At 75.6% G+C, this 22,875-nt stretch carries 26 protein-coding genes; 16 read left to right on the top strand and 10 right to left on the bottom strand.

Annotated elements, in window-relative coordinates:
- Positions 1-51 precede the first annotated feature (51 nt).
- A complete protein-coding gene (locus ACFU9A_RS07720; protein ID WP_430574644.1) occupies positions 52-1,200 on the top strand; it encodes a glutamate--cysteine ligase in 1,149 nt (382 codons plus the stop codon).
- A 12-nt stretch (positions 1,201-1,212) separates the two neighbouring features.
- Here the strand turns inward: ACFU9A_RS07720 and ACFU9A_RS07715 are convergent, their stop codons facing one another.
- Both ACFU9A_RS07715 and tsaD read right to left on the bottom strand, forming a co-directional pair.
- The gene (locus ACFU9A_RS07715; protein ID WP_430574643.1) at positions 1,213-2,169 is read right to left on the bottom strand and encodes a methyltransferase domain-containing protein; all 957 of its coding nucleotides are present in this window, start codon (positions 2,167-2,169) and stop codon (positions 1,213-1,215) included.
- Positions 2,170-2,227: 58 nt separating this feature from the next.
- Positions 2,228-3,277, bottom strand: coding sequence for a tRNA (adenosine(37)-N6)-threonylcarbamoyltransferase complex transferase subunit TsaD (gene tsaD, locus ACFU9A_RS07710; protein ID WP_430574642.1), 1,050 nt, complete (start codon positions 3,275-3,277; stop codon positions 2,228-2,230).
- Between the two features lie 136 nt (positions 3,278-3,413).
- Between tsaD and urtA the strand changes: the two genes are divergently transcribed.
- From urtA to ACFU9A_RS07650, 12 genes are all read left to right on the top strand, one after another.
- The gene (gene urtA / locus ACFU9A_RS07705) at positions 3,414-4,706 is read left to right on the top strand and encodes an urea ABC transporter substrate-binding protein (RefSeq protein ID WP_430574641.1); all 1,293 of its coding nucleotides are present in this window, start codon (positions 3,414-3,416) and stop codon (positions 4,704-4,706) included.
- A 32-nt stretch (positions 4,707-4,738) separates the two neighbouring features.
- Positions 4,739-5,623, top strand: coding sequence for an urea ABC transporter permease subunit UrtB (urtB, locus tag ACFU9A_RS07700; RefSeq protein ID WP_430574640.1), 885 nt, complete (start codon positions 4,739-4,741; stop codon positions 5,621-5,623).
- Positions 5,620-6,771 (top strand): urea ABC transporter permease subunit UrtC, encoded by a 1,152-nt coding sequence (gene urtC / locus ACFU9A_RS07695; RefSeq protein WP_430574639.1) that lies wholly within the window; start codon positions 5,620-5,622, stop codon positions 6,769-6,771. The genes urtB and urtC overlap by 4 nt, the downstream gene beginning before the upstream one ends.
- The gene (gene urtD / locus ACFU9A_RS07690; protein ID WP_430574638.1) at positions 6,768-7,628 is read left to right on the top strand and encodes an urea ABC transporter ATP-binding protein UrtD; all 861 of its coding nucleotides are present in this window, start codon (positions 6,768-6,770) and stop codon (positions 7,626-7,628) included. The genes urtC and urtD overlap by 4 nt, the downstream gene beginning before the upstream one ends.
- Positions 7,625-8,326, top strand: coding sequence for an ATP-binding cassette domain-containing protein (locus tag ACFU9A_RS07685; RefSeq protein ID WP_430574637.1), 702 nt, complete (start codon positions 7,625-7,627; stop codon positions 8,324-8,326). The genes urtD and ACFU9A_RS07685 overlap by 4 nt, the downstream gene beginning before the upstream one ends.
- 91 nt (positions 8,327-8,417) lie before the next feature.
- On the top strand, positions 8,418-8,720 hold the full coding sequence (locus ACFU9A_RS07680) for an urease subunit gamma (RefSeq protein ID WP_430574636.1): 303 nt from the start codon (positions 8,418-8,420) through the stop codon (positions 8,718-8,720).
- 70 nt (positions 8,721-8,790) lie between these two features.
- On the top strand, positions 8,791-9,189 hold the full coding sequence (ureB, locus tag ACFU9A_RS07675) for an urease subunit beta (RefSeq protein WP_430574635.1): 399 nt from the start codon (positions 8,791-8,793) through the stop codon (positions 9,187-9,189).
- Positions 9,189-10,892, top strand: a complete 1,704-nt coding sequence (locus ACFU9A_RS07670) for an urease subunit alpha (RefSeq protein WP_430574634.1) — start codon at positions 9,189-9,191, stop codon at positions 10,890-10,892. Before ureB ends, ACFU9A_RS07670 begins: the two co-directional genes overlap by 1 nt.
- 5 nt (positions 10,893-10,897) lie before the next feature.
- The gene (locus ACFU9A_RS07665; RefSeq protein ID WP_430574633.1) at positions 10,898-11,662 is read left to right on the top strand and encodes an urease accessory protein UreF; all 765 of its coding nucleotides are present in this window, start codon (positions 10,898-10,900) and stop codon (positions 11,660-11,662) included.
- Complete coding sequence (ureG, locus tag ACFU9A_RS07660) at positions 11,655-12,431, top strand: urease accessory protein UreG (RefSeq protein ID WP_430574632.1); 777 nt, start codon at positions 11,655-11,657, stop codon at positions 12,429-12,431. The genes ACFU9A_RS07665 and ureG overlap by 8 nt, the downstream gene beginning before the upstream one ends.
- Before the next feature lies 1 nt (position 12,432).
- Positions 12,433-13,194 carry an urease accessory protein UreD gene (locus ACFU9A_RS07655; protein WP_430574631.1) on the top strand — a complete coding sequence of 254 codons (762 nt, stop codon included), beginning with the start codon at positions 12,433-12,435 and terminating at the stop codon, positions 13,192-13,194.
- Entirely contained in the window at positions 13,191-14,174 is a 984-nt protein-coding gene (locus ACFU9A_RS07650) for a HoxN/HupN/NixA family nickel/cobalt transporter (RefSeq protein WP_430574630.1), read from the top strand. The genes ACFU9A_RS07655 and ACFU9A_RS07650 overlap by 4 nt, the downstream gene beginning before the upstream one ends.
- Here ACFU9A_RS07650 and ACFU9A_RS07645 read toward each other — a convergent pair.
- Positions 14,115-14,519: a MarR family transcriptional regulator gene (locus ACFU9A_RS07645; protein WP_430574629.1), complete on the bottom strand. Its 405-nt coding sequence runs from the start codon at positions 14,517-14,519 to the stop codon at positions 14,115-14,117. The genes ACFU9A_RS07650 and ACFU9A_RS07645 overlap by 60 nt on opposite strands.
- 86 nt (positions 14,520-14,605) lie before the next feature.
- On the opposite strand from ACFU9A_RS07645, the gene ACFU9A_RS07640 reads away from it, so the two are divergent.
- A complete protein-coding gene (locus ACFU9A_RS07640; protein ID WP_430574628.1) occupies positions 14,606-15,661 on the top strand; it encodes a substrate-binding domain-containing protein in 1,056 nt (351 codons plus the stop codon).
- A 77-nt stretch (positions 15,662-15,738) separates the two neighbouring features.
- A complete protein-coding gene (locus ACFU9A_RS07635; RefSeq protein ID WP_430574627.1) occupies positions 15,739-16,362 on the top strand; it encodes a malonic semialdehyde reductase in 624 nt (207 codons plus the stop codon).
- An 89-nt stretch (positions 16,363-16,451) separates the two neighbouring features.
- Here ACFU9A_RS07635 and ACFU9A_RS07630 read toward each other — a convergent pair whose 3' ends face one another.
- The 6 genes from ACFU9A_RS07630 to ACFU9A_RS07605 all read right to left on the bottom strand — a co-directional run bounded on the left by ACFU9A_RS07630 (position 16,452) and on the right by ACFU9A_RS07605 (position 21,691).
- Positions 16,452-17,357 (bottom strand): sulfurtransferase, encoded by a 906-nt coding sequence (locus ACFU9A_RS07630; RefSeq protein WP_430574626.1) that lies wholly within the window; start codon positions 17,355-17,357, stop codon positions 16,452-16,454.
- Entirely contained in the window at positions 17,354-17,854 is a 501-nt protein-coding gene (gene rimI / locus ACFU9A_RS07625; RefSeq protein WP_430575358.1) for a ribosomal protein S18-alanine N-acetyltransferase, read from the bottom strand. The genes ACFU9A_RS07630 and rimI overlap by 4 nt, the downstream gene beginning before the upstream one ends.
- A gap of 104 nt (positions 17,855-17,958) precedes the next feature.
- On the bottom strand, positions 17,959-18,690 hold the full coding sequence (gene tsaB, locus ACFU9A_RS07620) for a tRNA (adenosine(37)-N6)-threonylcarbamoyltransferase complex dimerization subunit type 1 TsaB (RefSeq protein WP_430574625.1): 732 nt from the start codon (positions 18,688-18,690) through the stop codon (positions 17,959-17,961).
- A gap of 114 nt (positions 18,691-18,804) precedes the next feature.
- Entirely contained in the window at positions 18,805-19,356 is a 552-nt protein-coding gene (gene tsaE, locus ACFU9A_RS07615) for a tRNA (adenosine(37)-N6)-threonylcarbamoyltransferase complex ATPase subunit type 1 TsaE (RefSeq protein ID WP_430574624.1), read from the bottom strand.
- On the bottom strand, positions 19,353-20,615 hold the full coding sequence (gene alr / locus ACFU9A_RS07610; protein ID WP_430575357.1) for an alanine racemase: 1,263 nt from the start codon (positions 20,613-20,615) through the stop codon (positions 19,353-19,355). The genes tsaE and alr overlap by 4 nt, the downstream gene beginning before the upstream one ends.
- A gap of 74 nt (positions 20,616-20,689) precedes the next feature.
- On the bottom strand, positions 20,690-21,691 hold the full coding sequence (locus ACFU9A_RS07605; protein WP_430574623.1) for a pseudouridine synthase: 1,002 nt from the start codon (positions 21,689-21,691) through the stop codon (positions 20,690-20,692).
- A 52-nt stretch (positions 21,692-21,743) separates the two neighbouring features.
- Here ACFU9A_RS07605 and ACFU9A_RS07600 point away from each other — a divergent pair, with 52 nt between their 5' ends.
- Complete coding sequence (locus ACFU9A_RS07600) at positions 21,744-22,226, top strand: glutathione peroxidase (RefSeq protein WP_430574622.1); 483 nt, start codon at positions 21,744-21,746, stop codon at positions 22,224-22,226.
- Here the strand turns inward: ACFU9A_RS07600 and ACFU9A_RS07595 are convergent.
- Entirely contained in the window at positions 22,223-22,855 is a 633-nt protein-coding gene (locus ACFU9A_RS07595; protein WP_430574621.1) for an acetyltransferase, read from the bottom strand. The genes ACFU9A_RS07600 and ACFU9A_RS07595 overlap by 4 nt on opposite strands.
- Between the last annotated feature and the right edge of the window lie 20 nt (positions 22,856-22,875).

Genomic DNA, 22,875 nt, shown 5'->3' with positions numbered 1-22,875 from the left:
CCCGCGGGACCGACGCGCGCCCGAGCGCCCGGGCGTGGAAGCATTGCCCGCATGGTGCTGGAATTTGCCGCCTCCGACCGGTCGAGCGTCGGCCTCGAGTGGGAGCTCGCGCTGGTCGACGCCGACTCCGGCAACCTGCGGCAGGTGGCCCCCGCGGTCATCGAGGCGGTCGCGGACGACGTGCGCCACCGCTACGTCAAGCCCGAGTTCCTGCGCAACACCGTCGAGGTGATCAGCGGCGTGCGGCGCACGGTCCCCGACGCGATCGCCGACCTCGAGCGCGGGATCGCCGCGATCCACGACGCGACCGGCCCGATGCGGGTCGACCTCATGGGCGCGGGCACGCACCCGTTCGCGCACTGGTCGCAGCAGAAGGTCACCGACAAGGAGCGGTACGCCACCGTCGTCGACCGGGCGCAGGTCGTGGGGCGCCAGCAGATCGTCTACGGCGTGCACGCGCACGTGGGCATCGAGGACCGGGCCAAGGTGCTGCCGATCGTGAACTCGCTGCTCGTGCACCTGCCGTACCTGCAGGTGCTGTCCGCGTCGTCGCCGTTCTTCGGGGGCGACGACACCGGCTACGCCTCGATGCGGACGATGATCTTCCAGCAGCTCCCCACGGCGGGGCTGCCGTACCAGTTCGGCGGCTGGGCCGAGCTGGAGCGGTACGTCGCCGACATGCTGCACACCGGAGTCATCGACGACTTCACCGAGGTGCGCTGGGACGTGCGCCCGGCCCCGCACTTCGGCACCGTCGAGGTGCGCATCTGCGACGGCACGTCGAACACCCTCGAGCTGGCCGCGCTCGGTGCGCTCGTGCACTGCCTCGTGGAGCACCTGTCGACGATGCTCGACGAGGGCCGGCGCCTGCCCACCCTGCCGCCATGGTTCGTGCACGAGAACAAGTGGCGCGCCGCCCGCTACGGCACCGACGCGATCATCATCCTCGACGACGCCGGGGAGGAGGAGCTCGTCACCGACGCCCTCCCGCGCCTCCTCACGACCCTCGAACCCGTGGCGGACCGGCTGGGCTGCGCCGCCGAGCTCGACGGCGTGCGGGAGATCGTGCGCACCGGCGCGTCGTACCAGCGGCAGCGGGCCGTGGCCCGCGCCCACGGCGGCGGGCAGGACGGGCTCGAGGCCGTCGTCGCGTCGCTGGTCGCCGAGCTGCACGCGGGCCGCCCCCTGCCCGCGGCCTGACGACGCCGGTCGCTACGCCTTCTCGAAGTCCCACACGATGAGCACCGGCGCGCGGAAGTAGGCCGCGTGGGAGGCCGCGGCGACCCACGGCATCATCTCCCAGATGTTCGGCGGCCTCGTCGGGTCCTCGAACGCCAGGTCGGCGGCCGGGTCGAACGCGCCGGTGCCGGCGTCCGCGGCCGCCGTGTACTCGCGGCCGCCGTCGACGTCGTCCGCGCCGCCCCCGGCGTACTCGCGGCAGAACCGCGGCACGAGCCCCGCGGGCAGGGCCGCCTGCAGGTACTCGCTCGTGGAGTGCCGCCAGTTCGGGATGTACCCGAACTCGCCGTCCGCGCCCTCGACGAGCGGGTACAGCGGGGACCCGACGAAGTACCCGCGGGTGTCGGAGACGACGAGCCGGCCGCCGGGGCGCAGCACGCGCGCCAGCTCGGCGAGCACCGGGCCCAGGTCCCGCACGTGGCACAGGGCGAGCGTGACGACCACGAGGTCAGCGGAGGCGTCGGGCACCGGCAGGGCGGACAGGTCGGCCTGCGCGAACCGGGCGCCGGGCACCTTCGCGCGGGCGACCGCGAGCATGTCGGGCGAGGAGTCGAACGCGAGCACGTCGTGCCCCTGCTCCACCAGCCACTCCGTGTGCCGGCCCGTGCCGCACGCGGCGTCGATCACCACGACCGGCTCCGCCCGCTCCAGGTGGGGCCGGACGAGCGGCTCCTCCATCCCCCAGAACCCGTTCGGGCCGTCGTAGCGGGGGGCCCAGTGCCGGTAGCCGTCCTGGGTGCTGATCGGCGGCACGTCGTGGCCGTCGCCGAACCGGTCGGCCGCGTCCAGCAGGGCGCGCACGTCGGCCAGCCGCGCCTCGACGAACGCCCGGTCGTGCTCGCCGGCGAACGCCCGCATCAGCGCCACCCCCTCGAGCCCGACGAGGTAGGCGAGCGGGTGCTGGTAGATGCTCGGGCGCGCGGTGTCCACGGGTCGCGACGCTACCGACGCGCCCCCGCGGCGACGAGACCTTTTCCGGCGCAGCCGTTCAGACGGTGATGGTGGTCATCGGCATCGACGATTCGACGGGGAAGTCGAGGGTCGACGGCGCCGCCCCGGCGCGCACGACGGCGGAGCCGAGCGCGGCGATCATCGCGCCGTTGTCGGTGCAGTACCGGATGGGCGGGATGCGGAGGTCGATGCCGGCCTCCGCGCACCGCTCTGCGGCCATGCCGCGCAGCTGGCTGTTCGCGGAGAACCCGCCGCCCACGACCAGCGTGCCGACGTCGTGCCGGCGGCACGCGGCGATGGTCTTGGCGGTGAGCACGTCCGCCACGGCCGCGGCGAAGGACGCGGCGACGTCGGCCGCCGGCACCTCGCGCCCGGAGTCCACGCAGGCCTCGATCCAGCGGGCCACGGCGGTCTTGAGGCCCGAGAAGGAGAAGTCGTAGGCGTGCTTCGCCTGGTCCTTGGCGGCCGTGAGGCCGCGCGGGAAGCGGATGGCCTCGGGGTCGCCCTCGCGCGCGAGGCGGTCCACGTGCGGGCCGCCGGGGTACGGCAGGCCGAGCAGGCGGCCGACCTTGTCGAACGCCTCCCCCGCCGCGTCGTCGAGGGTGGAGCCGAGCTCCGTCACCCCGGTCGCGATGTCGTCCACGAGCATCAGGGTGCTGTGGCCGCCCGAGACGACCAGCGCCATCGTGCGCCCGTCGAACGGGCCGTCGACGAGCTGGTTGACCGCGGCGTGCCCGATGACGTGGTTGACGCCGTACAGCGGCTTGTTCAGGCCGATCGCGAGCGCCTTCGCCGCGGAGGCGCCGATCGTCAGGGGGCCGACCAGGCCCGGTCCCGCGGTGACGGCGACGGCGTCGATCTCGGACAGGTCGACGTCGGCCTCCCCCAGCGCCCGGGTGATGGTCGGGACCATCGCCTCGAGGTGGGCGCGGCTGGCGACCTCCGGGATGATCCCGCCGTACCGCGCGTGCTCGTCCATGGAGCTGGCGACGGCGTCCACCAGCAGCTCGTCGCCGCGGACGAGCGCGACGCCCGTCTCGTCGCAGGAGGTCTCGATACCGAGGACGAGGGGGTCGCCGTGTGCCATGCCCCCATGATCGCACCCGCGCCCGGGGCAGCCGTAACACGATGGTGACGCCGAACTCACGGCGGGGACACGTGGACGTACTTGGGTTCATCTGAACCTAACCAGGCCCTCGGGCCACCGCCACGAACGGAGCACCATGCGTCCTCGAAGCAGCGCGGGCACCACGGGCACCACGCGCACCGGCACCACCCGACCTGTCGTCGCCGCGCTCGCCGTCCTCGCCGTCGCGGCCCTCTCCGCGTGCGGGTCCCGGGTCGACGCCGCGGGTGGCGACGCCTCGTCCTCCGCCGCGGCGAGCTGTGTCGACACGTCGGGCGACGCGGTCAAGATCGGCTTCCTCAACTCGCTGTCGGGCACGATGGCGATCTCCGAGCAGACGGTGCACGACTCCCTCCAGCTGGCCGCCGCCGAGATCAACGCCGACGGCGGCGTGCTCGGCAAGCAGCTCGAGATCGTCTCCGAGGACGGGCAGTCCGAGCCGACCGTCTTCGCCGAGAAGGCCACCAAGCTCATCACCAGCGACTGCGTCGCGGCGGTGTTCGGCGGCTGGACCTCCGCGTCGCGCAAGGCGATGCTGCCCGTGTTCGAGGCGAACGACTCGCTGCTGTTCTACCCGGTGCAGTACGAGGGCCTCGAGTCGTCGCCGAACATCTTCTACACCGGCGCCACGACCAACCAGCAGATCGTGCCGGCTCTCGACTACCTCGCCGAGCAGGGCACGAAGTCCCTGTTCCTCGTCGGGTCCGACTACGTGTTCCCGCGCACGGCGAACAAGATCATCAACGCCTACGCGGCCGCCCACGGCATCGAGATCGTCGGCGAGGAGTACGCGCCGCTCGGCCACACCGACTTCTCCACCATCGTGAACAAGGTGAAGGCCGCCGGCGCGGACGCCGTCTTCAACACGCTCAACGGCGACTCCAACGTCGCGTTCTTCAAGGAGTACAACAACGCCGGCCTGTCGGCCGACGACATGCCCGTCGTGTCGGTGTCCATCGCCGAGGAGGAGGTGGGCGGCATCGGCGTGGACAACGTCGAGGGCCAGCTCACCGCCTGGAACTACTACCAGACGGTCGACAGCCCCGAGAACGACGCGTTCGTCGAGGCGTTCAAGGCCGAGTACGGCGAGGACCGCCCGACGTCCGACCCGATGGAGGCGGCCTACACGTCGCTGTACCTCTGGAGGGCGATGGTCGAGAAGGCCGGGTCCTTCGACGTCGCGGACGTGCAGGAGGCGGCCGGCGGCGTCACCTTCGACGCCCCCGAGGGCACGGTCGTGGTCGACGGGGAGAACCACCACGTCGCCAAGACGGCGCTCATCGGCCGCATCGGCGACGACGGCCTCATCCACACCGAGTGGAGCTCCGAGGAGCCCATCGAGCCCGACCCGTTCCTCAAGGGCTACGACTGGGCCGACGGGCTCTCCTGACCCGGCGCGGCGGACACGACGGCGGACACGACATGGACACCCTCCTCTCCCAGCTCTTCGCGGGCCTGAGCCTCGGCTCCGTGCTGCTGCTCGCGGCCCTGGGCCTCGCCCTGACCTTCGGTCAGATGGGCGTGATCAACATGGCCCACGGCGAGTTCATGATGGCGGGCGCCTACACGGCGTTCGTGATCCAGGGGCTCGTCGGCGACCCCGGCGCGAGCCTGCTCGTGTCGCTGCCGCTCGGCTTCGTCGTCGGCGGGGCGCTCGGGCTGCTGCTCGAGGCGACGCTCATCCACCGGATGTACCGGCGCCCGCTCGACACCCTGCTCGTCACCTGGGGCGTCGCGCTGCTGCTGCAGCAGGTGGCCCGGGACGTGTTCGGCGCCCCCAACGTGGACGTGGCCGCGCCCGGCTGGCTGTCGGGCGCGGTCGCCGTCGGCGGCCTCGCGCTGCCGAAGACCCGGCTCTTCATCCTCGCGCTCGCCGTCGTCTGCGTCGTCGCGCTGGCCCTCGTCATGCGGGGCACCCCGCTCGGGCGGCGGATCCGGGCCGTCGTGCAGCACCGGGACCTCGCCGAGGCGTCGGGGATCTCCTCGCGCGCCACCGACCGTCTGACGTTCTTCGTCGGCTCCGGCCTCGCCGGGGTGGCCGGGGTCGCGCTCACCCTGCTCGGCTCCGTCGGCCCGACCCTCGGCACCAGCTACATCGTCGACGCGTTCCTCGTGGTCGTCGCGGGCGGCATCGGGCAGATCAAGGGGACCGTCATCGCGGCCACCGCGCTCGGCCTGCTGCAGGCGTTCTTCGAGTTCTCCACCACGGCGTCCGTCGCGAAGGTGCTCGTCTTCGTGGTCATCGTCGCGTTCCTGCAGGTACGACCCCAGGGCCTCGTCTCGGTCCGGACCAGGAGCCTCGCATGACCACCCCCGCACCCGCCCGGTCCCGGCTCACGGCCCTGACCCGCTCCGGACGCGCCCGCGCCCTGGCCGGCTTCGGCCTCGCCGCCGTCCTGCTGCTCGCGGTCGCCCCCGTCCTCCTGAGCCCGTTCCGGCTCGGCCTGCTGGGCAAGTTCCTCTGCCTCGCGATGGTGGCCGTCGGGATCGGCCTGGCCTGGGGCCGCGGCGGCCTGCTCACCCTCGGGCAGGGCGTCTACTTCGGCCTGGGCGCCTACCTCATGGCGATGCACCTCAAGCTGGCCGACGCCGGGCCCGGCGGGGTGCCCGACTTCATGCTGCTGTACGGCACGGGCGAGCTGCCCGGCTGGTGGGAGCCGCTGCGCTCGCCGGGCGTCGCGGTCGCCCTGGTCCTGCTGCTGCCGGCGGCCCTGGCCGCCGTGCTCGGCTGGGCGGTCTTCACGCGACGGGTGCGCGGGGCGTACTTCGCGATCCTGTCGCAGGCGCTCGCCGCCGCCTTCGCCATCCTCCTGATCGGGCAGCAGCAGACCACCGGCGGCACCAACGGGCTCAACGGGTTCCGGTCGTTCTTCGGCTACGACCTCGCGGACCCGGTCAACCAGCGCATGCTCTACCTCATCGCCGCCGGGGTGCTGCTCGTCATGGTCGCCGTGGCCCGGCAGCTCATGGTGTCCCGGTTCGGCGAGGTGCTCGTCGCCGTGCGCGACCAGGAGGACCGCGTGCGGTTCCTCGGCTACGACCCGGCCGCGGTCAAGACCGTCGTCTACGTGGTCGCGGCCGTGATGGCCGCCGTCGGCGGGGCGCTCTTCGTGCCGATCGTCGGCATCGTGTCCCCCGCCGACGTCGGCGTCGTGCCGTCCATCGGCTTCCTCGTCGGGGTCGCCATCGGCGGCCGGGCCACCCTGCTCGGGCCGGTGCTCGGCTCCGTCGCCGTGAGCTGGGCGCAGACCACGATGTCGGAGCAGTTCCCGTCGGGCTGGATCTACCTGCAGGGCGCGCTGTTCGTGCTCGTCGTGGCGTTCCTGCCGGGCGGTCTCGCGTCGCTCGTGACGTCGGCGCGGCGCCGGCTCCGCGCCCGGGACCGTGGGCCCGGCGACGTCGTGCCCGACGACGCCCCGTCATCCGACCTCGTGCCCGAGGGGAGCCGCGCATGAGCGAGCAGCCGACCACCACGCCCGAGATCGACCTCGCCGCCGCGGAGGCGCTGCTGGGCGACGACACGGCCCGGTTCCGGCACGACTACCTCGAGGTGCGCGGCCTGCGGGTCGAGTTCGGCGGCTTCGTGGCCGTCCGCGACGTCGACCTCACGGTGACGCAGGGCGACCTGCGGTTCCTCATCGGGCCCAACGGCGCCGGCAAGACGACCCTCATCGACGCCGTCACCGGCCTGGTGCGCGCCGCGGCGGGCTCCGCGCGGTTCGGCGGCGCCGAGCTGCTGGGCCGCGCCACCCACCGGGTCGCGCGCGCCGGGGTGGGCCGCACCTTCCAGACGGCGAGCGTGTTCGAGGAGCTCACCGTGCTGCAGAACCTCGACGTCGCCGCGGGCGCCCGCCGCGGCCCGGCGACGATGCTCCGGCGGCGCGGCGCCCCGCCCGAGGCCGTGGAGCAGGCGATGGAGACCGTCGGGCTCGCCGCGCTGCGCGACGTCCCGGCCGGCGTCCTCGCCCACGGTCAGAAGCAGTGGCTGGAGATCGGGATGCTGCTGGTGCAGGACGCGCACCTGCTGCTGCTCGACGAGCCGGTGGCCGGCATGACGCAGGCGGAGCGCGAGGAGACCGGGGAGCTGTTGCGCCGGGTCGGCTCGCAGCGCGTCGTCGTGGTCGTCGAGCACGACATGGAGTTCCTGCGCTCGTACGCCGACTCCGTGACCGTCATGCACCAGGGCCGCGTCCTCGCCGAGGGGACCGTCGCCGAGGTGCAGCAGGACCCGGCCGTCGTCGAGGTGTACCTCGGCGCCCCGACCGTCGACACGGCGGGCGCGACCACCACAGGGACGGAGGCGGGCGCATGATGCTCGAGCTGAGCGGTCTGAGCACCGGGTACGGCCGCACGGTCGTGGTGCACGACGTCGACCTCGCCGTGGGCGACGGGGCGCTGACCGCCGTCCTCGGCCACAACGGGGCGGGCAAGACGACGCTCCTCAAGGCGGTGCTGGGCCTGCTGCCGGCGCGGGCCGGGACGGTGCGCCTCGCCGGCGAGGACGTCACCCGCCTGCCCACGCACCGCCGGGTCCGGGCGGGGATCGCGTACGTCCCGCAGGGCCAGCAGTCGTTCGGCCAGCTCACCGCGCGCGAGAACCTCCAGGTGGTCGCGGACGCCCACGGCGCCGCCGGGCGCCGGCGCACGGACGACGCGCTCGACCTGTTCCCCGCGCTGCGCGAGCTGCTGGGCCGGCAGGCCGGCCTGCTCTCCGGCGGCCAGCGCCAGCAGCTCGCCATCGCCCGCGCCCTGGTCACCGGGCCGCGGCTGCTGGTGCTCGACGAGCCGGCCGAGGGCATCCAGCCGAACGTCGTGAGCGAGATCTACGCCGCGATCACGACGTTGACGGGCTCGGGCGGGCTGTCGGCGCTGCTCGTCGAGCAGCACCTCGGCTTCGCCGTGGAGCACGCGGCCGAGTACGCCGTGCTCGCCTCCGGCCGCGTGACGCGCCGGGGCTCGGGCGGCGGGGCGGCGGCCGTCGCCGGTGCCCGGGAGGCGATGGCCCTGTGACCCGGGACGTGACCCGAGGAGCCAGCCGAGCAGCGAGCCGGAGAGCGAGCCGAGCTGCGACCCCGCCCACCACCCGTCCGGAGGACGCACCGTGCACCTGACCCCCGCCGACACCGAGAAGCTGCTGCTCGCCGTCGCGGGCATGGTGGCGCGCGACCGGCTCGACCGCGGCGTGCGCCTCAACCACCCGGAGTCCGTCGCGCTGCTGGCGTGCTGGTTGATCGAGCGCGCCCGGGAGGGCGCCGACGTCGCGACGCTCATGCGGACCGGCCGCGAGGTGCTGGGCCGCGAGCAGGTGATGGACGGTGTCCCCGAGCTGCTCACCGACGTGCAGGTCGAGGCCACGTTCCCGGACGGGCGCAAGCTCGTCACCCTGCACCACCCGGTCCCGTGACCTGCCCCGTGACCGGCCCCTGGACCCCGGTGTCCCGACCCCACCCCGAACCGCACTGACAGGAGGTCCCGTGTCCGCTGCCCCGTCCACCGGCCCGGGCGCGATCCGCGTCGCCCCCGGCCGGATCGAGCTCAACGCCCGCCCCGCCCACGAACGGCTGCGCCTCGTCGTCGAGAACACCGGCGACCGGCCCGTGCAGGTGGGCTCGCACGTGCACCTGCCCGACGCCAACACCGCGCTGCGGTTCGACCGCGCGGCCGCCCACGGCTTCCGGCTCGACGTGCCGTCGGGCACCTCGCAGCGGTTCGAGCCCGGGGTGAGCCGCGAGGTGGACGCCGTGACGATCCGCGGGGCGCGGAGGGTCCCCGGCATCCAGCGCGGCAAGCACGACGGCGGCGCGCTCGGCGCCGTCCGGCACGAGCAGAACACCGAGCAGGACGCCGAGCAGGACACGGAGCAGGAGGACTGATGGTCTGGATCGACCGCGAGCGCTACGCGGCCCTGTACGGGCCGACCGTCGGGGACCAGGTGCGCCTCGGCGACACCGACCTGTGGATCGAGGTCACCGAGGACCGCACGGTGGGCGGCGAGGAGGCGGTCTTCGGCGGTGGCAAGTCGATCCGGGAGTCGATGGCGCAGTCCACCCGCACCCGGGCCGAGGGCGCCCTCGACACGGTGATCACCGGCGCCGTGGTGCTCGACTGGTGGGGCGTGGTGCGGGCCGACGTGGGGCTGCGCGACGGGCGGATCGTCGCGCTGGGCCGTGCCGGGAACCCGGACGTCGCGGACGGCGTGCACCCGGACCTCGTGATCGGCCCGTCCACCGACGTGATCTCGGGCGAGGGCAGGATCCTCACGGCCGGGGGCTTCGACCCGCACGTGCACCTGCTGTCGCCGTCCGCCCTGCACGAGGCCCTGGCCACGGGCATCACGACGGTCGCCGGCGGCGGCACCGGCCCGTCGGAGGGGTCGAAGGCCACCACCGTGACGCCGAGCTCCTGGCACCTGCGGTCGATGCTGCGCGCGCTCGACGCCCTGCCGCTCAACGTGCTGCTGCTGGGCAAGGGCAACACGGTGAGCGCCGCGTCGCTGGCCGAGCAGGCGCTCGCCGGGGCGGCGAGCTACAAGGTGCACGAGGACTGGGGGTCCACGCCCGCGGCGCTCGACGCCGCGCTCCGGGCCGCGGACGAGTGGGGCCTGCAGGTGGCCCTGCACTCCGACTCCCTCAACGAGGCCGGCTTCGTGCGGTCCACGATCGACGCGATCGACGGGCGCGGCATCCACGCGTACCACGTGGAGGGCGCCGGCGGCGGGCACGCCCCCGACATCCTCACCATCGCGAGCCTGCCGCACGTGCTGCCGGGGTCGACCAACCCCACGCTGCCGCACACGGTCAACACCGTGGCGGAGCACCTGGACATGCTCACGGTCTGCCACCACCTCAACCCGGCGATCCCCGAGGACCTCGCGTTCGCCGAGTCCCGCATCCGCGCGACGACGATCGCCGCCGAGGACGTGCTGCACGACATGGGCGCGATCTCGATCACGTCCTCGGACGCCCAGGCGATGGGGCGCATCGGCGAGGTGATCACCCGCACCTGGCAGGTGGCGCACGTGATGAAGCACCGCCGCGGCCCTCTGTCGGCCGCGGAGCCGGCGGACAACGAGCGGGCGCGGCGGTACGTCGCGAAGTACACGATCAACCCGGCGGTCGCGCACGGCGTGGACGCGCACATCGGCTCCGTGGAGCCCGGCAAGCTGGCCGACCTCGTGCTGTGGGACCCGCGGTTCTTCGGGTTCCGGCCGGAGGTGGTGCTCAAGGGCGGGGTCATCGCCTGGGCCGCGCTCGGCGACCCGAACGCGTCGATCCCCACCCCGCAGCCGGTGCTCCAGCGGCCCGCCTTCGGCGACGCGGTGGGCGCGGACCTCTCGCTCGCCTTCGTCGCGCCGGCCGCGATCGACGACGGCCTCGCGGGGCGGCTTGGCCTGCGCCGCGAGCTCGCCCCGATCGCCTCGACGCGGGGCCTCACCAAGGCCGACATGCGCAACAACGACGCCCTCCCGGCCATCGACATCCGCCCGGACACGTTCGAGATCCGCGTGGACGGCGACCTCGTGGAGCCCGCCCCCGCCGTCCGGCTGCCCCTCGCCCAGCTCTACTCGATGTTCTGACGCCGATGAGCCCCGACAGCCCGACCAGGGCCCCCGAGCGCGCGACGCCGCACCCAGTGACGGTGGCGCTGCTGCTCGCCGACGCGCGCCTGCCCGGCGGCGGGCACGCCCACTCCGCGAGCCTGGAGCCCGCGCTGCGCGGCGGCCTGACCCCCGCCGACGTCCCCGCGTGGATGGTGGGGCGGGCCACCACGGTCAGCCTGGTCGAGGCCGGCACCGCGGTGGTCGCCGCGCGGCTGCTCGCGGACGCCCCGCCGCCCGGGGACGGATCCGCCGGGACGGCAGGGACCGCGGACCGCCTCGACGCGGTGGTGCGCGCCTGGGCCGCGCGGACGCCGTCGCGCGCGCTGCGGGACGCGTCCCGGCTGCTCGGCCGCGGCTACCTGCGCGTGGCCCGCGCGCTGTGGCCCGGCAGCGCGGCCGTGCGCGCCGCCGTCTCCTACGAGACGGCGCGCGGGACGGGCACCGTGCCGCGCGCCGTCGTCCTCGGCGCGATCGCCGCGGCGGCGGGCCTGCCGCCCGAGGACGTGGTGCGCCTGACCGTCTACGACGACGCCCAGACCGCGGCGTCGGCCCTGCTCAAGCTCGAGCCGCTGGACCCGCTCGCCCCCGCGCGGTGGGTCCTCGACGCGTGCGCCGCCACGGAGGAGCACGTGCTCCGCGTGGCGGCGTGCGCCACCCCGGAGTCCGTCCCGGCCTCGGGTGCCCCGTTGACCGAGGGGTGGGCCGAGGCCCACGCCCGCCAGACCCAGAGGTTGTTCCGTGCCTGAGACCGCTCCCCCCGTGATCCCCGCCGCCCCCGCCCGTGCCCTGCGCCTCGGCGTCGCCGGCCCCGTCGGCGTCGGCAAGTCCTCCCTCATCGCGACGGTGTGCCGCGCGCTGGCGGACGAGCTGCGGATCGGCGTCATCACCAACGACATCTACACCGACGAGGACGCGCGGTTCCTGCGGTCCGCCGGGGTGCTGGACCCCGAGCGCATCCGCGCCGTCGAGACGGGCGCCTGCCCGCACACCGCCATCCGCGACGACGTCACCGCCAACCTGCTCGCGGCCGAGGACCTCGAGCGGGACTTCGCCCCGCTCGACCTGGTCGTGATCGAGTCCGGCGGGGACAACCTCACCGCGACGTTCTCCCCCGCCCTCGTCGACGCGCAGATCTTCGTGCTCGACGTCGCGGGCGGCGGCGACGTCGCCCGCAAGGGCGGGCCCGGCATCGGCCGCGCCGACCTGCTCGTGGTGAACAAGACCGACCTCGCGCCCTACGTGGGCGTGGACGTCGAGCGGATGGTCGCCGACGCGACGGCCGCCCGCGAGGGGCGGGACGTCGTCGCGCTGTCCCGCACGGACGCCGCGTCCGTCGCCGCCCTGCGGGCCTGGCTGCTCGGCGTCCTGGACCGGTTCCGCGACGGCGTCCACGTGGCGCAGGACCCGGGCCCGATGGCGCCGCACTTCCACGCCGACGCCGACGGCGAGGGCGTGCTGCACAGCCACGAGGGCGGCGACGGGGCGCACGCGCACGACCACGAGCACGCGCGCTGACATGCGCCTCACCCTCGTCGAGGTCGACCGCGGCGCCGTGCCCGGCGCGCCGGTGCGCGTGCGCACGCGGGACGACCTGCTCGCGGCGCGCACCGTCGCGCGCGGGACGGCGCACGCCGAGGTGGCGCTGGTCGCGACCGGCGCCGTGCTGCTCGGCGGCGACCACGTGGCCGTCCGCGTGCGCGTCGCCGACGGGTGCGCGCTCACCCTGACCGACGTCGGCGGCACCGTGGCGTACGACGGCGAGGGCGTGCCCTGCCGCTGGGACGTCGACGTGCGGCTCGGCGCCGGGAGCCGGCTCACGTGGCACGGGCTCCCGTTCGTCGTCTCGACGGGCGCCGACGTCACCCGCTCGACCGACGTCGCGCTCGGCCCCGGCGCCCGGCTGACGCTGCGCGAGACGGTCGTGCTCGGCCGCGACGGCGAGCGCGGCGGCCGGGTCGTGCTGCGCAGCGCCGTGCACGACGACGAGGGCCCCCTGCTCGTCGAGGAGGTGGCGGCCGCCGGCGACCGGCCCGTGCCCGGGGTGCTCGGCGGGCAGCGCGTGATCGACACGCTCACCGAGCTGCACGGCGCCCCGGAGGACGAGCCCGAGGTCACCGCGGTCGGCGCTGCCCCCGACGGCGCCGTCACGCTGCGCCTGGAGCGCGGCGGCGTCCTGACGCGATGGCTCGGCGCCGCCGCTCATCTCAGCCCGTTGCACCGGTCTCACCCGTACCGGTCCGGCACCGCGCCGACCGTCCGACCCCTGGAGACAGCATGACCCGCACCGCCCTCGTCGTCGCCGCCCTGCACGTCGTGGGGATCGGCGGCCTCGCCGCGACCCTGGTCCTCGACGGGGGCGCCGGGTCGATCACCCTCGTCATGGCGCTCACCGCGTACGGGCTGGGGCTGCGGCACGCCTTCGACGCCGACCACATCGCCACGATCGACAACACGACGCGCCGCCTGGTGCGCGAGGGGCGCGACGCGCGCGGGGTGGGCCTGTGGTTCTCGCTCGGTCACTCGACGGTGGTCGTGGGGGCCGCGGTGCTCCTCGCCGTCGGCGTGCAGGCGCTGGCGCCTGCGCTGGAGGACGAGTCCTCGCCCTGGCGCCGGTTCACCGGCGTGTGGGGGCCGGTGGTGTCGGGCACGTTCCTGCTGACCGTCGCCGTGGTGAACGTGCTCCTGCTCCGACGCGCCCTGCGCGCCGCCCGCTCCGGCGGGCCCGGCGCCACCCACGACCACGGGCCCGCCGGCGGCCCGGTCGCCTGGGCGGTGCACCGGTTCTCCTGGGCCACCGACCGCCCGGGCCGGATGTACGGCGTGGGCCTCGTCTTCGGGCTCGGCTTCGACACGGCCACGGAGATCGGGCTGCTCGCGATGACCGCGTCGGCCGCGCTCGGGCAGGTGCCCTGGTACGCGCCGCTGCCCCTGGCCGTCCTGTTCGCCGCCGGGATGTCGCTGCTCGACTCGGTCCAGGGCTCGGCCGCGCGCCGGGCGTACGCCCAGGCGGGGACCGGCGCCCCGGGCCGCGGCCGCCTGCGCTACGACGTGCTCGTCACCGGCGTGTCCGCGGCCGCGGCGGTGGGCATCGGCGGGGTGACGCTGCTGCAGGTGGCCGCCGAGCACCTACCGGCGCTCGCCCGCGTCCCGGGCGCGTCCGTCGGCCTCGAGCCGTACGGCCTGGTGCTCGCCGGGGTGCTACTCGTCGCCTGGGTGGTCGGGCTGCTCTGCCTGCGCCAGCCGCGCGCCGAGGCCTGACAGCAGGTCCCGGCCGCGGGACGACAGGTGGACCCGGATCACGCGCCGGTCGAAGGCGTCCACCTCGCGGAACACCAGCGCCCGGGTGACGAGGGCGTCGACGCGGCGGCCGAGCGTCGCCTTGTCCGTGACGGTGGCCGACCTGAGCTCGGACATCGTGGCCCCCGGCCGGCGCCCCAGCGCGTCCAGCACGAGCCACTCGTCCACGGTGCAGCCGGCGCCCGCCAGGATCTCGGCGGCGCTCCGGGCGGCCCTGCGGCCGGCGAGCACGGACTCGCGCAGCAGCTCCGCGGGCGCGGTCGCGCCGGTGACCGTCGTGGTGCCCGCACCTGCTGCCGTCCGCATGCTGACCCGCCTTCTCCCGTGCTCGTACACTACCGGCCATCACAGGCCGGGGCCCGGACACGTGCCCCTCGCGCGGACGGGACGTCATGTCGGACTTCGTCGTCGGCGTCCTGCTGCACTTCCAGGGGCCGGGCGGGATCTACGGCCCCTCGTGCCAGGCCGTCACGGAGCTCGCGGTCGCCGAGCTCAACGCCACGGGCGGCATCCTCGGGCGCCCGGTGCGCGCCGAGCTGCTCGACGCGGGACAGCCGCTGCCCCGGCTGCGGCGACGGCTCGGCGCCACCCTCGACGCCGGTCGGCTGCACGGCCTCACCGGCTGGCACACGTCGGCGGTGCGGAACGCCGTCGTGCCGCTGGTGCAGCGCCGGGTCCCGTACGTGTACCCGGCGGCCTACGAGGGAGCCGAGACCCGGCCCGGCCTGTACGTCACCGGCGAGGTGCCGTCGGCGCAGCTCTTCCCCGCGATCGACCGGCTGCGGGCGGAGACGGGGGCGCGGCGGTGGTTCGTCGTCGGGGACGACTACGCGTGGCCGCGCGGCACGTACGCCGCGCTGGCGCCGCAGCTCGCCGCCCTCGGCGCGGGGTTCGCGGGCGCGCGCTTCCTGCCCGAGCAGGGCGCGAGCGCCGCGCAGCTCGGCGCCACGCTCGACGAGGTCGAGCTCTCGGGCGCCGAGGGCGTGCTGCTGCTGATGGTCGGGCAGAACGGGGTGCGGTTCAACCGCATGTTCGCCCGGCGCGGCCTGCACGAGCGGGTGGTGCGGCTCAGCACGCTCATGGAGGAGAACATGCTCATGGGCAGCGGGGCCGCCGCCACCGCGAACCTGTACTCCGCGGGCGGCTGGTTCCGCAGCCTGGCCACCGGCGAGGCCCTCGACCTCGTGGGGCGGTACACCGCGCACCACGGGCTGCACGCCCCGGCGGTGGGCGCCGCCGCGGAGGCCTGCTACGAGGGGATCCTCGCGCTGCGCTCCATCGTCGAGCACGCGGGCAGCGCCGCCGTCGCCGCGACCGACCGCTCGGTCGACGGCCTGGCGTACGAGGGGCCGCGCGGCCTCGTCCGGTTCCGTGGCAACCACGCCGAGCAGCGGCTGTACCTGGCGCGCGCCGACGGGTACGACTTCGAGCCGCTCACCGCACTCTGACCTGCGGCGGGATCGGTGTGGGGCACGTCACGGCCCCGGCCGGAATCATGCGTCTGCATCTATCGGTTGAGGCAACCATGACCGAGACCCTGACGCACCCGACCACGCCCCTCGCCGTCGGCGACGACGTGGCGGACCTCCTGTTCCGCGCCGCCCGCACCACCTCCCTGTGGACCGACGAGCCCGTCACCGACGAGCAGCTCACCTCCGCCTGGGACCTCGCCAAGTTCGGGCCCACCGCGATGAACACGCTGCCGCTGCGCGTGCTCGTGCTGCGCTCCGGCGAGGCGCGCGAGCGCCTCGTGGCCCACATGGGCGGCAACAACAAGGACCGCGTCGCCAACGCGCCCGTCTCGCTCGTGCTCGCCGCCGACCCGGCGTTCCACCAGCACCTCGACACCCTGTTCCCCGCCTACCCGGGCATGAAGGACCAGCTGGAGCCCGCCGCGGACGTCCGCGAGCAGATGGCCCGCAACAACGCCCTCATCCAGGCCGGGTACCTCATCGTCGGCCTGCGCGCCGCCGGCCTCGCCGCCGGCCCGATGAACGGCATGGACTTCGCCGGCGTGGACACCGAGTTCTTCGGCGAGTCCGGCTGGAAGTCGTTCCTCGTCATCAACGTCGGCCACGCCGAGGGCGAGGGCTCCCCGTACCCGCGCGCCCCGCGCCTGTCCTTCGACGAGGTCGCGCAGGTCCTCTGACCCGCCGCCCGCACCACGGTCGAGCCCGTCGAGATCCGTCCCGGCGGGCTCGACCCGTGTCCGGAGGGGCCCGAGGAGCCCGCGGACGGCTACGGGCGGTCGCCCACCGCCGCGGACCGGGTGTCGTCGTTCGACCACTGCGACCAGGACCCGGGGTACAGCGCCGCCGGGATGCCCGCGCACGCCAGGGCCGCGATCTCGTGCGCCGCCGTCACGCCGGAGCCGCAGTACACGCCCACGGACAGCACGTCGTCGTCGCCACCGGCGCCCGCCGCGCTCAGGCCGAGGTCGGCGAACCGCGCCTCCAGCGCCTCGTCGTCGAGGAACGTGCCGTCGTCGCCCAGGTTCGCCGCGGTCGGCGCGCCGACGGCGCCGGGGACGTGCCCGGCGCGCGGGTCGACCGGCTCCGTGTCGCCCCGGTACCGCTCGGCGGCGCGGGCGTCCAGGAGCGTGCCCGTCTCCGCCAGCTCCCCCGCGTCGTCGGCGTCGAGCACGGGCAGGTGGCCCGGGCGCACCACGAGGTCGCCGGGCGCGTGCACGACGTCGCCGCTCTCCAGCGCGTAGCCCGCGCGCACCCAGGCCGGCAGGCCACCGTCGAGGATGCGCACGTCGTCGACGCCGAAGAAGCGCAGCAGCCACCAGGCGCGCGCCGCGGACAGCCCGCCCACCGTGTCGTAGACGACCACGCGCGACCCGTCGCGCAGACCCCAGGCCCGCGCGCTGCGCTGGAACGACGACGCCGAGGGCAGCGGGTGCCGGCCCTCCTCCGGCGACGGCTCGGCCGCCAGCTCCGACTCCAGGTCCACGTAGACGGCGTCGGGCAGGTGGCCCTCGAGGTAGCGCTCGCGGCCGTCGGTCATGCCGAGCGCCCAGCGCACGTCGAGGAGCACGGGCGCCCCGTCCGCCGGGTCCGGCCCGGGGCTGAGGCGCAGGTCCGCGGCGAGCTCGGCGACGGAGACGAGCACCCGCGCGCGGGGCGTCCCGTCGGCGCTCACGAGGCGCTCCCCAGGTCCAGGCGCATGGTGAAGGCGTCCTTGTCCTCCGGCTGGTAGTACCGCTTGCGCAGCCCGATCCGCTCGAAGCCGAGCCGCTCGTACAGGGCCAGCGCCGGGTCGTTGTCCACGCGCACCTCGAGCAGGACGGCGCTCGCCCGCAGCGTGCGCGCGCGCTCCACGAGCGCCTCCAGCAGCGCGCGGCCGACGCCGTGCCGCTGGTAGAGCGGGTCCACGCCGATGGTCATGACCTGCGCGACGTCGCCGTCGAACCAGAGCCCCGCGTACCCCACCACGGGCTTCGGCCCGGCGCCGTACACGGCCACGGCGTCGGTCCCCGTGGGCTCGGCGACGACGTACCAGCGGCCGAGGCCGGCCAGCTCGTCGGTGAGCATGCCGTACGTCCACGCCCCGGCGCCGAACAGCACCCGCTCCAGCTGCAGCACCCGGTCGAAGTCGGTGCTGCGCAGCGGCCGCAGGCGGCAGGACGGCGCGTACACGTGCTGCACGACGCGCGGCAGGCCGCCGGCGTCGGGCGCCGCGGGCCCGGCCTCCGGCGTGGCGGCCGGCTCGGCGGACGGCCCGGCGGCCGGCTGGTCCGTGGTCACGCCGGGCTCCCGGTGGCGGGCACGAGGCGGGCCGGAGCGGGCTCCTGCACGTCGGGCCGGCGCAGGTACAGCGGCTCGGTGGGCAGGTCCTCGCCGGCGGCCCGGCGGGCGAGCGCGAGCCGGGCCAGGACCGCGGCGTCGGGCACGAGCGGGGCGTCCTCGTCGGCGGGCAGGTGCTCGGGGTACAGCGTGGCGCCCTCCCCCACGACGACCAGGCGGCCGTCCGTCGGGGCGTCCTCGAGGCGCGCCCCGACCTCCGCGGCCTTGTCCACGCCCGGGCCCGCGAGCGTCTCGACGACCGGCACGCCGTGCGGGCCCTCGTGCGCGACGACGCGGTAGTGCGCCCAGTAGACCTCCTTGCGGCGCGCGTCGGTCGCCACGAGCACCTCGTCGCCCGGAGTCAGGCCCAGGTCGGCGACCGCCTGCACGGCGACCGCGTCGATGCTCGGCACGCCGAGCACGTCGATCCCGAGGCTCAGGGCGAGGGTGCGCGCGGTGACGAGCCCGACCCGCAGGCCGGTGAACGGCGCGGGCCCGGTGCCGGCGACGACGGCGGTGAGGGCCGAGCGGTCGAGCCCGGCCTCGTCGAGCACCTCGGCGACGAGGGGGCCGAGCGACTCGGCGTGCCGGCGGCGCTCGTCGGCCGAGCGCGAGGCGAGCCGGGCGCCCGTCTCGTCGACGAGTGCGACGGCGACGGCTGCGGACGTGTCTAGAGCGAGAACTGCCACGGCCCCAGCCTACGGTTCCCCCGGACCGACCGCGGGACGCGTCGAGCGTGCTGGCTTGATCCTCAAACCTGAGGTTTGAGGATCAAGCCAGCACGCTCGATGCCCCTGGCAGGGTCAGCGCGCGGCGAGCGCGGCCAGGTCGACGCCGGCCCAGCGGTCGCCGAGGCCGCGCAGGGTCGCGTGCCGGGTGCCGGCGCCCGGGTCGGCCTCCTCGGCGTCGGCGGCGGACGCGTCGGCGGCGCGGCCGCGCGGGCGCTCCAGGTCGATCTCCAGGCGGTCCTCCGTGAGCGCCTCGGCCAGGCCGCGGCCCCACTCGACGACCGTCACCGACTCCTCGAGCGAGGAGTCCAGGTCGAGGGCGTCCAGCTCGTCGAGGCTGCCGAGGCGGTACGCGTCCACGTGCACGAGAGCGGGCCCGCGGGTGCCGTCCTCCCGGGGCAGCGGCGGGTGCTCGCGCGCCACGATGAACGTGGGCGACGCCACCTGGCCCCGCACGCCCAGCGCGGCCCCGAGGCCCTGGGTGAGCGTCGTCTTGCCCGCCCCCAGGTCGCCCGTGAGGATCACGAGGTCCCCCGCCCGGAGCACGCCCGCCAGGGCCGCCCCCAGCGCGCGGGTGGCCTCCGCGTCCGGCAGGTCCGTCTCCGTCCGCACGACGACGTCGCTCACCGCTGCACTTCCTTCCTGGTCTGCGTGTCGGCCGCCGTGACGGCCGCCGGGTCGAGGCCCGTGTACACGCGCGCGGCGCGCGCCCCGATGCCCGTGACGATCTCGTAGCTGATGGTGCCCGCGGCGCGGGCCCAGTCCTCGGCGTTCGGCCGGGCGGCGCCGCGCTCGACGCCGTCGGACTCCCCGAACAGCGTCACGACGTCCCCCGCGCGCTCCGGCGCGTCGGGGCCGAGGTCGAGGACGAACTGGTCCATGCAGACGCGGCCCGCGACCCGCAGCACGCGCGCCTCGCCCGCCCCCGCCGGGCCGCCCCCGCCGACGGCCACCGGACCGCCGGCGCCGAGGTCGCCGCCCGACGCGTGCCGCTGGATGCCGTCCGCGTAGCCCAGCGGCACCACGCCGAGGCGCGTGGCCCGCGGCGTCGTGTAGTGGTGCCCGTACGACACGCCGTGGCCGGCGGGCACGTCCTTGACCGTCGCGAGCCGGGCCTGGAGGGTCATCGCGCCCCGCAGCCCGTAGTCGCCGGGCGCGCCGAGCTGCGGCACGGGCGAGTGCCCGTAGACCGCGACGCCGGGACGCACGAGGTCGTGGTGCAGGCGCGGGTCGGTGAGCACGGCCGCCGAGTTGGCCAGGTGGCGCACCTCCAGGCTCAGCCCGGCGCCCTCGACGACGCGGACGGCGTCGTCGAAGGCCGCGGCCTGGAGGGCGATCGACGGGTGCCCGGGGTCGTCCGCGCACGCCAGGTGGGACATCACGCCCACCACGCGCAGCACGCCCTCGGCCTCCAGCGCGGCCGCGCGCCGCACGACGTCCGGCAGGTCCGCGGGCGTGATCCCGCTGCGCCCGAGGCCCGTGTCGACCTTGAGGTGCACCCGCGCGGGAACGGCCGCGGCACGAGCCCCGGCGGCCACCTCGTCCAGCGCCCAGGGCGCCGCGACGCCCACGTCCACGCCCGCGGCGACCAGCCGGTCGAACGGCGCGCCGGGGGCCGCGAGCCAGGTGAGGACGCGGGAGTCCGCCGGCGTGATCCCGCCGGCGCGCAGCGCGAGCGCCTCGGCGGGCACCGCGGTGCCGAGCCACGTGGCCCCGCCCGCGAGCGCCGCCCGCGCCACCGGGAGCATGCCGTGCCCGTAGCCGTCCGCCTTGACCACGGCCATCACCGCGGCGGTCGGCGCGTGCCCCGCCAGCGCCCGCACGTTGTCGCGCACGGCCGACAGGTCGACGACGGCGCGCGCGAGGGCGTCGGCGGGGAAGGGCAGGTCCACGGCGGCGTCACCCGTGGGGGCGGTCGGGACCTCGGAGGGGACCTCGGTGCTCACGATCACCGATTCTCTCACCGCGCGACCGGGCTCCCGCCGTCGCCCCCGTCGGGGGCCGCGGGCCACTCCGCGAGCCGCCGCCGGGAGCGGAACTCCCGCGGCTCGCCGCTGAGCGGGTCGACGAACGCCAGCGAGCGCGAGAGCAGCTGCAGAGGCCGCGCCGGGTCGTCGGGCGCGTCCTCGCGCAGCTCCGGCCAGAACGTGTCGTGCAGCAGCGGCAGACCCAGGGACGCCATGTGCAGGCGCAGCTGGTGCGTCCTGCCCGTGTGCGGCTCCAGCCGGTAGAGGCCCAGCCCGCGGGCGTCGTCCCGCGCGACGAGCGTCACCCGCGACTCGGCGTTCGGCTCCCCCGCCTCCTCCTGCGCCCGCACCACGCCGCGGTGCTTGACGATGCGCGAGCGGACCGTCGTGGTGCCGTCCACGTCGAGCGGGCTGCCCGGCGCGGGCAGCGCCGCCACCGCCTCGTACACCTTGCGCACGGCGCGGTCCTGGAACGCCGTCTGGTACGGGCCGCGCGCCTCGGGGCGGACGGTGAGCACCAGCACGCCCGCGGTGGGCCGGTCCAGGCGGTGCGCGGGCACCAGCTCCGGCAGGTCGAGGGTGGCGCGCAGGTGCACCAGCACGGTGCGCGTCACCCACCGCCCGCGCGGCATCGTCGCGACCAGGTGCGGCTTGTCGACCACCAGCAGGTCGTCGTCGCGGTGCAGCACCTCGAGCTCCGCGAGCGCGGGCACCTCGGGCTCGTCGGCGGGCGGGTCGCGGTACAGGTAGAGGAAGCCGCGCGGCTGGTAGGGGGTGGCGTCGTCGACGACGGCGCCCTCCCCCGTCACCACCTCGCCGGCGGCCAGCTTCTCGCGCAGCCGGTCGGCGTCGTGCGCGAACCGCTCCAGCAGGTACTGCGCGGCCGTCGCGAACCGGGCGGTGCTCGCCGCGTCGTGGGGCAGCACGAGCCGCGTCGGGTTGAGCCCGTCGCGCACCGGCAGCGGCGGGCGGTGCGGGCGGGGGCTGGGAGGCACGGCCCCATTCTCCCGGCTCCCGGCTCTCGGGGTGCGGGGGCATGATGGGCGCATGAGCCTCTACGACATCCCGTTCGAGCGCATGGACGGCACGACGACGACCCTCGCGGAGCACCGCGACGACGTCGTGCTGGTGGTCAACGTCGCCTCGCGGTGCGGGCTCACCCCGCAGTACGAGGCGCTGGAGCAGCTGCAGAAGGACTACGCCGACCGCGGCTTCACGGTGCTCGGCTTCCCCTCGAACCAGTTCCTGCAGGAGCTGTCCACCGACGAGAAGATCGCCGAGTTCTGCTCCACCACCTACGGCGTCACGTTCCCCGTGGTCTCCAAGGTCCGGGTCAACGGGCGGCACGCGCACCCGCTGTTCGTCGAGCTGAAGAAGACGCCCGACGACGGCGGGCACGACGGGCGCGTGCGGTGGAACTTCGAGAAGTTCCTCGTGCTGCCGGGCGCCGACGTGCACCGCTTCTCCCCGCAGACCGTGCCCGACGCCCCGGAGATCGTCGCCCTCATCGAGAAGGGGCTGCCCCGCTAGTCGGCGGCCCCGGCCCGGTCCGCCGACCGCACCCGCAGGTGCAGCCAGCGCTCGGTGACCACGTAGCCCAGCGCCTCGTTCGCGCGCCGCGACGCCACGCTGTCCCCGGCGCCCCCGGTGCCGAAGAGGGTGTGCCCGGCGTCGGCGAGCGCGAGGACGGCCGCCCCCTTGACGGCGGTCGCCAGCCCGCGGCGCCGCGCGGCCGCGCGCGTCACGGTGAGGTCGATGTCGACCCGGTCGCGCTCGGGGTACAGCACCGTCGCGGCGTCGAGCCGGCCGTCGGCGGCGAACGCCCCGAAGGCCCAGCGCTCCCCCGCCGCCAGCGCGGTGGCGAGGCCCGCGGCGTCGGGCACGTCGTGCGTGGTCGCGGCCGTCACGGGGTAGTCCGCCGCGGCGGTGGTGTCGAGCGCGACGAGCGCCGCGGCCTCCTCCGGCGCGAGGGCGCGGACCGCCCAGCCCGCCGACCGGGCGGCGTCGACGGCCGCGCGGCAGCCGGCCAGCACCTCCGGCGTGACGGTGAGGCGGGCGCCCCACGACTCGGACTCGACGCGCGCGCCGAGGTCCAGCAGCCGGGCGGCCTCGGGGTCGTCGGAGCGCAGGACCCGCACGGCGTTCTGGTTCGTCGTCATCGGGGCGCAGCGTAGCGGTG

The sequence above is a fragment of the Isoptericola sp. NPDC057653 genome (genome assembly GCF_042799955.1).
GTDB lineage: Bacteria > Actinomycetota > Actinomycetes > Actinomycetales > Cellulomonadaceae > Isoptericola.
This window is presented reverse-complemented; position numbering and strand designations above follow the sequence as displayed.

Coding starts and splice junctions, on each gene's coding strand:
- ACFU9A_RS07720 (WP_430574644.1), top strand. CDS start 52: ATGGTGCTGGAATTTGCCGCCTCCGACCGGTCGAGCGTCGGCCTCGAG.
- tsaD (WP_430574642.1), bottom strand. CDS start 3,277: ATGGCACACGGCGACCCCCTCGTCCTCGGTATCGAGACCTCCTGCGAC.
- urtA (WP_430574641.1), top strand. CDS start 3,414: ATGCGTCCTCGAAGCAGCGCGGGCACCACGGGCACCACGCGCACCGGC.
- urtB (WP_430574640.1), top strand. CDS start 4,739: ATGGACACCCTCCTCTCCCAGCTCTTCGCGGGCCTGAGCCTCGGCTCC.
- urtC (WP_430574639.1), top strand. CDS start 5,620: ATGACCACCCCCGCACCCGCCCGGTCCCGGCTCACGGCCCTGACCCGC.
- urtD (WP_430574638.1), top strand. CDS start 6,768: ATGAGCGAGCAGCCGACCACCACGCCCGAGATCGACCTCGCCGCCGCG.
- ACFU9A_RS07685 (WP_430574637.1), top strand. CDS start 7,625: ATGATGCTCGAGCTGAGCGGTCTGAGCACCGGGTACGGCCGCACGGTC.
- ACFU9A_RS07670 (WP_430574634.1), top strand. CDS start 9,189: ATGGTCTGGATCGACCGCGAGCGCTACGCGGCCCTGTACGGGCCGACC.
- ACFU9A_RS07665 (WP_430574633.1), top strand. CDS start 10,898: ATGAGCCCCGACAGCCCGACCAGGGCCCCCGAGCGCGCGACGCCGCAC.
- ACFU9A_RS07655 (WP_430574631.1), top strand. CDS start 12,433: ATGCGCCTCACCCTCGTCGAGGTCGACCGCGGCGCCGTGCCCGGCGCG.
- ACFU9A_RS07650 (WP_430574630.1), top strand. CDS start 13,191: ATGACCCGCACCGCCCTCGTCGTCGCCGCCCTGCACGTCGTGGGGATC.
- ACFU9A_RS07645 (WP_430574629.1), bottom strand. CDS start 14,519: ATGCGGACGGCAGCAGGTGCGGGCACCACGACGGTCACCGGCGCGACC.
- ACFU9A_RS07640 (WP_430574628.1), top strand. CDS start 14,606: ATGTCGGACTTCGTCGTCGGCGTCCTGCTGCACTTCCAGGGGCCGGGC.
- ACFU9A_RS07635 (WP_430574627.1), top strand. CDS start 15,739: ATGACCGAGACCCTGACGCACCCGACCACGCCCCTCGCCGTCGGCGAC.
- ACFU9A_RS07600 (WP_430574622.1), top strand. CDS start 21,744: ATGAGCCTCTACGACATCCCGTTCGAGCGCATGGACGGCACGACGACG.
- ACFU9A_RS07595 (WP_430574621.1), bottom strand. CDS start 22,855: ATGACGACGAACCAGAACGCCGTGCGGGTCCTGCGCTCCGACGACCCC.